We start from the raw sequence: 7,419 nt of genomic DNA, 5'->3' as shown, positions 1-7,419 counted from the left end.
AGCTGATCTTTTTTGTCCGAACAGCGTTCGGATTAATTTTACAATCTACCACATAACTAGTTGTAAGCAGGCTATTGTCATTATCACGATTGAAAGAACATCTGGAAAGCATTTAACTATGAGAAAAAATCAGACTACAACTTTTAACCGCACCGTCAACCGGGGCGCAAAAGCCATTCGGATTGCAGCCCCGATTATTAAGAAGTTAACACCAGCCGAGCAAAAGCGTCTTGATACCACCGATGAGCGGGCCGTTGTCGGTTATCGTTATCTACCTGTCTTTGATGTGTCACAAACTAGCGGTGAACCAGTGTTAAGCGCTAAGGATTTTGTCAAAGAAAACTTGGCTGATCATCAGAATGTAACGAGCTTGTATAACGCGTTCAAAGATTATTTAAACCAACAAACCGATCTTCAAGTCAGTGAAGTGCCTTTAGCAACGCTAAATGGGGCTAAGGAATATTTTCAACCCAGCACTAATGAAATTGTTATTGGTAGTGATGAACCAGATAATGCTTTAAAACTAAAGACGTTATATCATGAATATGCGCATAGTCAGCTACACGGGTTAAAATCAGCCTTTAAAGATCGCCCACGATCCTATCAGGAAACCCAAGCCGAAGCGGTTGCGTATGTTGCCATGCAAAATATTGGCGTTGATACCAGTAACTACTCCCTCGGTTATGTGGCTACCTGGGCTAAAGATAAAACTGTAATCCATAGTGCTTTAAGTGAGATCCAGCAAGTGAGCAACAAAGTGATTGAGCTTAGCGATGGCTTAACCAAACAATTAGGCTTACAAGAAGCACCAAAAGAGCCTGAGCATGATTAAAAAAAGCTATCCGCCCAGGATCTTAATCAGTCATATCAAGGCTTGCAACAACAAGTTCAACAAGCAATTAGTCCACAACAGAAAGCGCAATTTAAAAACCAGTTAAACGATGTGCACCAAGAAATTAGTGATCGAACTCAAAAACAACTGAAAGCATTTGCTGAACAGAATCCGGAGATCAAACAACCCGAATCCGAACTTGATCAAAGTCTAAAACGTTAGCCAGTTTTTAAAGGTCATGCTATAATGTAATAGAAAAAGGAAGTCTTGCGCTAACAAGACTTCCCGCGCAAGCCGCTTCAAAGGCGGTGGCATTAGTTAAGAAATGATAGTTGAGTCACCCTGTAACCTAGCCAAAGTTACGCAGGGCGGCTTTTTTATTTGTTCCTTTTGTCGATGTATGTTAGCAACGCTAAAATAAACATTGCAAACAGCAACATCAACGAGAGTGTCTGGAAGACGCTCATTGACTGTGAAACTTTCCTGAAGATTATTCCATGTTCCCATGGGCCTCACCTCGCAAGGAAAAAGACAGCCACCGCCCTTAAAACTTCCTGCGTAATCCATTATACAGGTGAATTAAGTGTTGACCAAGCACAATAAAAATTAAGTCATGGGGTTTCATAGGATCCTAAATTTGATCAAATTAAGCTCAGCAAAACATCTTTTGTAGATACCCTTTTTTAAGTTCTTGGAGTTTTTCAAGCTTACGCTGATGAAGAGCGATAGTGCAATCAAGTTGATCTAGTAGTCTCGCCATATTGCGTTGCTCAGAAATGCCTGGGATCGTAACTATCTTGTTCTCCATGGTTCCCTTGGTGATATGAACCATCGTGGAACCGTTTAAGCTGTTTGTCATTTGAGCTTGATCTGCGTCCAAGAGATGAACAGCAAAATTTTTTGAAATATCACTCGTTGTTTCAACTTTCCAGATGTGATAGTGATAGATAACTTTTGGACCCTTCCAAATATGCGGTCCAAATGCTGTTGCCCACGTGTAAAGAAGATCTCCCTTATCTGCATAATTCTTTGCCGGCAACTCCAGATCAGAGTAGTACCACTTATCATTTGTGTTAAAATTTCCAACTCGGAGTACAGGGTATTTACCAGAATCCAATAATTCTGCTTGTTTATATGCTCTGCCGTTCAAAAATACGACAATGTCCCCAAGCTTACGCTGTTCCCAAGCGTCAGCAAACCCTGCAAATCTTAATTGCGGGAACTTGCTACCATTTTTAGGGAATAGTTTCTGCAAATAGCCCTGTTTAAGTTCCTTAAGCTTAGATAACTTACGCTGGTTGACTGCGATCAGGTTGTCAACGGATTCGATGAGTCTAACAATCATTTCTTGTTCTGGTCGAGAAGGAATCATGAAGGTGAATTTTGAAAGATTCGACCAGCTAATTCCAAACACCTTTAATCCAGTTCCCATTTGGTAGCCGAAGTGTTTAAAAGAGTCGGTGTGGAGAAGATAGTAAAGATACAGGGAGTTCGCAGAGCTGGGGCGCAGAGTAATAGTATGAAGTCCTGCCACCAGGTGCTGCGTGGGTAAACCACCAACAACAGCTGGTTCAGCGATTCCCTGATAGTCTTCAGAAGCGTCAGCAACTACTAAGTCATTAACTCTGAGTTCATCGTAATTAGCTGGTTCAATATTTGGCAACTTGGTGTGCTCTGTAACAATATCAGCAACTCCAGTATGGATATCACCATAATGGATATAACGGTATCCAGTTTCATGATCACGTTCCACATCGCGTGACAATGAGTATGATTTGGCTTTGGTTGTAGTTTGGCCTAAAGTACGCTTTTCCCAAGGATCAGTGAAGCCTTTAAATCTTAATTGCGGATATTTAGCTTGGTTATTCTTCATTGTGAGCCTCCGGTTTTGACTGGTCATTCACCTGGGTGGCCACTAACTGGTTAGCTAATTCATTAAAGGCTTGTTCATTCTGACTGATTTCCTGGTCTAGTTGCTTTAGATCAGCTTTAACTTGGTCCAGATCAATCTCGGGTTCCGGTTCAAACGTATCAACGTAGCGCGGAATATTTAAATTATAATCATTTTCCTTGATTTCCGCCGGTGAGGCCACATGAGCATATTTATCGACATCTTGCCGGTTTTGATAAGTGGTCACAATTTTTTGAATATTGGCTGCCGTTAGCTTATTTTGATTCTTGTCCTTTTCAAATTCCCGGGACGCATCAATAAACAAGACGTCGTCAGTGGTTTTGTGTTTTTTTAAAATCATGATTAACGTTGGAATACCAGTGGAATGAAAGATGTTGGCGGGCAGTCCAATAATGGCATCAATCCGGTTATCTAACAGGAGCTTTTGACGAATCTTACCTTCCTTAGCCCCCCGAAATAGCACGCCATGGGGTAAGACAATGCCCATAGTCCCATGTTCCTGCAAATGATAAAAGCCATGTAGTAGGAAGGCAAAGTCGGCTTTAGATTTAGGCGGTAAGACGCCATAGTCGCGGAAACGGGGATCAGACAAGCGTTTGTCACTGTTATCCCAGTGTGCCGAGTAGGGCGGATTCATAACGACCGCGTCAAATAAGTAAGGTTCGTCAACCGGCCAATCTTTACTTAACGTGTCACCATTGCGTAAGTGCATATCGTCATACGAGACTCCATGTAGCATGAGGTTCATCCGGGCCAGGTTATAGGTCGTGGTGTTCAGTTCTTGGCCGTGATAACTCACTAAACTGGGCTCTTGCACATGTTGTCCCACATTCAACAGCAGCGAACCAGAACCAACTGCTGGATCATAGATAGTCCGCACTTGGTTATCACCTGCATTGCGCTGATAGGTCACAATCTGGGCAATAATGTCGGACACCTGCCGCGGGGTATAAAATTCACCCGCTTTTTTACCGGAATCACTGGCAAATTGCGCGATTAAGTATTCATAGGCGTCACCTAGGACGTCGCCTTGATGATGGATAAGATCAATCGCATTTAAAGCTAACATAGTATCACTGATAGTTTGATTCCGTTGTTGTAAAGAACTGCCTAATTTATTACTACTTAAATCCACATCGGCAAACAAGCCCGAAAAGTCTTGCGCTGAAGATAGATTTTGTGTCGACTGTTCCAGATCATGAAGTGCTTGAGATAAATCGTCTAACGCAAAAGTATGGGCTTGAATCTTGCCAATCAGGGTGGTGTACAACGCTTGGGGTTGAATTAAATAGCCGAGCGTGTTTTGCAAATACTCCACTAAACTGGGCTGCACTGAGACGCCTTCCAACTCAAACTGCGGATCCATATACTGAGCATATTTCTGAGTGACATTTTCGGTTTCGCCTGCCCAATCACTAAAGGTCGTTAAGGTTTTCTCAGATAGAAACCGATAAAAAATTAACCCCAATAAATAATTTTTATATTCAGAAGCGTCCATTTTCCCGCGTAAGACATCGGCCGCATTCCATAGGGCGCTTTCAAGTTGACTAGCTTGCATTGTTTTTTCTGACATTGTTTAACCTCACTTATTTTTGTAGATAAATTGCTAAATCGTGTTCAATAAACTGCCGCCAAGCGGCCTGGGACTTAATCCGGTATAGTGGCAAAATAGCTGGAATCTTCGGCCCAGCGGCAGTTTGAGCTTGTAAGGCCGCTGCTAAATTCGCTGACTGCGTTAATTCTTGTTCATGATGCCATTCATCAGTACCCACGGTGTGTTCACGTGCCACCCGTAATAGGGCTGCTTGATCTAAGCCCCACGTGTGGGCAAAGACCGACGTTTTTTTGACCAATTGTCTCTGGGCGTAATCAGCCACCAACTCCCGAGCATTCAACGCTACTGGCGCTTGATTTTGGTCACTCTGTTGCTGAGACTGTTGCATTTGTTGCTCAATATAAGGCATGGCTTCGCGAATTAACTGGGCCTGTTGCGGTTGCGTTTCCGCCAATTTATTCAAACTAGCCTGTACTTTGGCACTATTTTGCAGATAATCCGTCATATGCGCTTGGGCTTGATCAGGCGTCGAGTACTGTTGCTGTTCATCAATCCAATCTTGAATTAATTGCGTCAAATAATCATAATCCACCAAGACGACTGAACCAACGGCTAGGGAAAAGTCTAAGGCAGCTAATTCTTCGGGGACTTTCTCAGGCTCTTGGTTAGTAACCGCCGCTTTAATCCGCAGATATTTACCCGTATAGGATTCTACTTCGGGCTGAGCGATACCAAAGGCCTTTTCACTATTTTTCCAAGTAAAATCGTTGTACATCGATAGTGAGTTCAATTGTTGATTCACTTGGCGAAAGGCTTTCACAAACTGCACCTTGGCAGTGGTTCCTTTCAGGTCATCGGCCGCCGTCGGCGTTGGGGCAATGGCTTTTAAGTCCACCACAGCCTTTTGAAATTTTAAGACGGCCTGCTGATAAGTGGGACGAATGATGACATTAAAAGAGCCTTCGCCACTATATAACTTGTAAGCTTCACGTTCATTAGCTTCCATGATTGCCGGTACCCGAAAGGTCACAATTTGGCCTTCTTGTTTTAATTCCCGGTTTTGGAGCCGGTTGGTGCGTGAGTAGGCTTGAATAAGTTCTTGATAGGCTAAGGTGCGGTCAACAAAGAGCGTGTTTAGCCGAGGGGCATCAAAGCCTGTTAATAAACGGCGGACGACAATCACTAAATTTATTTCTTGATCCGTTGGTAAATGAGCAAAGACCGCCTCACGCCGGGCGGCCCGTTTCGCGACATCTTCGTTGTAGAGATTCAAATCAGTTAAATCAAAATTAGTGTGATACTGCTGATTATAATCTTTTAAAATGGTGGCCATTTGGTCATGTTTTTGCGCACTCTGATCTTCGTTTTCACTTAATGCATAAGTAATCGCAATTCGGGGCCAATCAGGATCTAGCTGATTGTGAGTGGCCCTTTTAGCGGCCTTAAAGGCTTGATAATAGCGTTGCGCCATTTCAATGGAACTGGTGGTCAAAATAGCATTATAGTTGCCATGACCCAAACTCGTTTTACGCGGGCCTTTTTGTAAAATATATTGAACAACTTGGTTAATATGTTCATCGGTCTCAAAGTCAGCCGGAGTTAAATACGTTTCTTCCAAGTCCTTCACTGACATCGCTTGAATCTTGGCTCGAATTTTTGCTTCATCAGCTGTACTCAGCAGGCGGCCTTGCTTATCGCGACGTGCTTTGACGCGCTGGGTTTCTTTCTCGAGGGCCCGGGTTATTAACGTATCTTTGCCAATTGTTGTTACGTGTTCGACGTTAAACGGTAACACGGCTTGGTCCTCTAAGGCATCTCGCAAGTTATAAACGTGACAGACTTTACCAAATAGCTCCTCAGTCGTGACCGCTAGATCACCCTTGAGCTGTTTCTTATTTTCATTAAAGATGGGGGTGCCGGTGTAACCATACCAATTACTATTGACAAACGCTGCCCGAATTTCCTTTTGCATCTTACCAAACTGCGACCGGTGGGCTTCGTCAACAAAGAAGATTACCCGTTGTTTTAAAGTCTTGCTAAAGCGGGATTGCTTACCGGTTTCCAACTGGGCTTGCGTTTTTTTGACCGCCCGATGGAGTTTTTGAATCGAGGTAACCAAGACCTTACCGTCATTTTGTTGCAACTTACGCATTAAATCACCGGTATTTTGGGCTTCGTTAATGGCAATATCATCATTGGCGGCATAGGCACTAAAGTTGCTAGTTGTCTGTTCATCTAAATCCCGCCGGTCAACTAAGAAGATGACCTTATCGACACCAGGATCTTGCGCCGCTAATTTAGCGGTTTTATATGAGGTGAGTGTTTTACCAGAACCCGTGGTATGCCAAACAAAGCCATCTTGATGGTCATGAATCCGGTGCATCACGGCTTCAATCGCATAAATCTGATAAGGCCGTAAGAGAATTAAGCTCTGACGTTCTTGGTCGATGACCGTATATTCACTGACCATTTTGTGGGCCATGGGAATATTAAGGACTTGGCGCGTGAACGCTAAGCCGTTTTCCACGGGGTGATTATCCCGCGTCCGCCAATTGAACAAAAAAGCTTTATTAAAATGATCCGGTTCGGCATTCGCGAAATACGCCGTACTATCCGGCGTCATAATCACAAACATTTGCAGCAGCGAGTAAATCCCCGTATATTTACCTTCCTGCGCATATTTTTCAATTTGATTAAAAGCCTGGTTAAGTTCGACCGTGGCTTTTTTTAGTTCCAATTGAATTAAGGGTAACCCATTAATCAATAGGGTTACGTCAAACCGGCGATCAGGATCGACATCTTGAGTACCAGCTAACCTTGGTCGTACTGCTTGTCGGACCACTTCATAACTAGATTTACCGCCGGCGACGTCCGCTTTCCAGAACAACTCAAGCGTCACCGTGCCCAGCTTAGCATCATCACGTTCAACTTCAACTTTGCCAATGCCATTTTCGGCAGCTAGTAATTTAGCCGCTTCGTAAGGTGTTCGGACTTCAATTGCCCGTTTAACCTGATTAAACTCAGTATCAGTTAAGGGACGCCCCTGTAATTTAGCATAGTTATTGTTATTTGGTAGATTGTAAAATTAATCCGAACGCTGTTCGGACAAAAAAGATCAGC

General features: G+C 43.4%; 3 protein-coding genes and 2 pseudogenes. 1 reads left to right on the top strand and 4 read right to left on the bottom strand.

Features of this window, described 5'->3' with window-relative positions; translation table 11 throughout:
• Positions 1-124 precede the first annotated feature (124 nt).
• Positions 125-1,054, top strand: a pseudogene (locus tag DY78_RS12645) (ImmA/IrrE family metallo-endopeptidase); the annotation flags it as partial.
• 155 nt (positions 1,055-1,209) lie between these two features.
• On the opposite strand, the gene DY78_RS16865 reads toward DY78_RS12645, so the two are convergent.
• The 4 genes and pseudogenes from DY78_RS16865 to DY78_RS12625 all read right to left on the bottom strand — a co-directional run.
• Positions 1,210-1,272: a putative holin-like toxin gene (locus DY78_RS16865; protein WP_230083882.1), complete on the bottom strand. Its 63-nt coding sequence runs from the start codon at positions 1,270-1,272 to the stop codon at positions 1,210-1,212.
• Positions 1,273-1,484: 212 nt separating this feature from the next.
• Positions 1,485-2,705 carry a restriction endonuclease subunit S gene (locus DY78_RS12635; protein WP_024626324.1) on the bottom strand — a complete coding sequence of 407 codons (1,221 nt, stop codon included), beginning with the start codon at positions 2,703-2,705 and terminating at the stop codon, positions 1,485-1,487.
• Positions 2,695-4,317: a type I restriction-modification system subunit M gene (locus DY78_RS12630; RefSeq protein ID WP_024626325.1), complete on the bottom strand. Its 1,623-nt coding sequence runs from the start codon at positions 4,315-4,317 to the stop codon at positions 2,695-2,697. The genes DY78_RS12635 and DY78_RS12630 overlap by 11 nt, the downstream gene beginning before the upstream one ends.
• Positions 4,318-4,330: 13 nt before the next feature.
• Positions 4,331-7,369 (bottom strand): annotated as a pseudogene (locus DY78_RS12625) (type I restriction endonuclease subunit R); the annotation flags it as partial.
• Positions 7,370-7,419 lie beyond the last annotated feature (50 nt).

Source organism: Lactiplantibacillus fabifermentans DSM 21115 (assembly GCF_000498955.2).
Taxonomy (GTDB): Bacteria; Bacillota; Bacilli; order Lactobacillales; family Lactobacillaceae; genus Lactiplantibacillus; species Lactiplantibacillus fabifermentans.
Note: the sequence above shows the minus strand (reverse complement) of the source record. Positions and strands in the feature narration are given on the sequence as shown.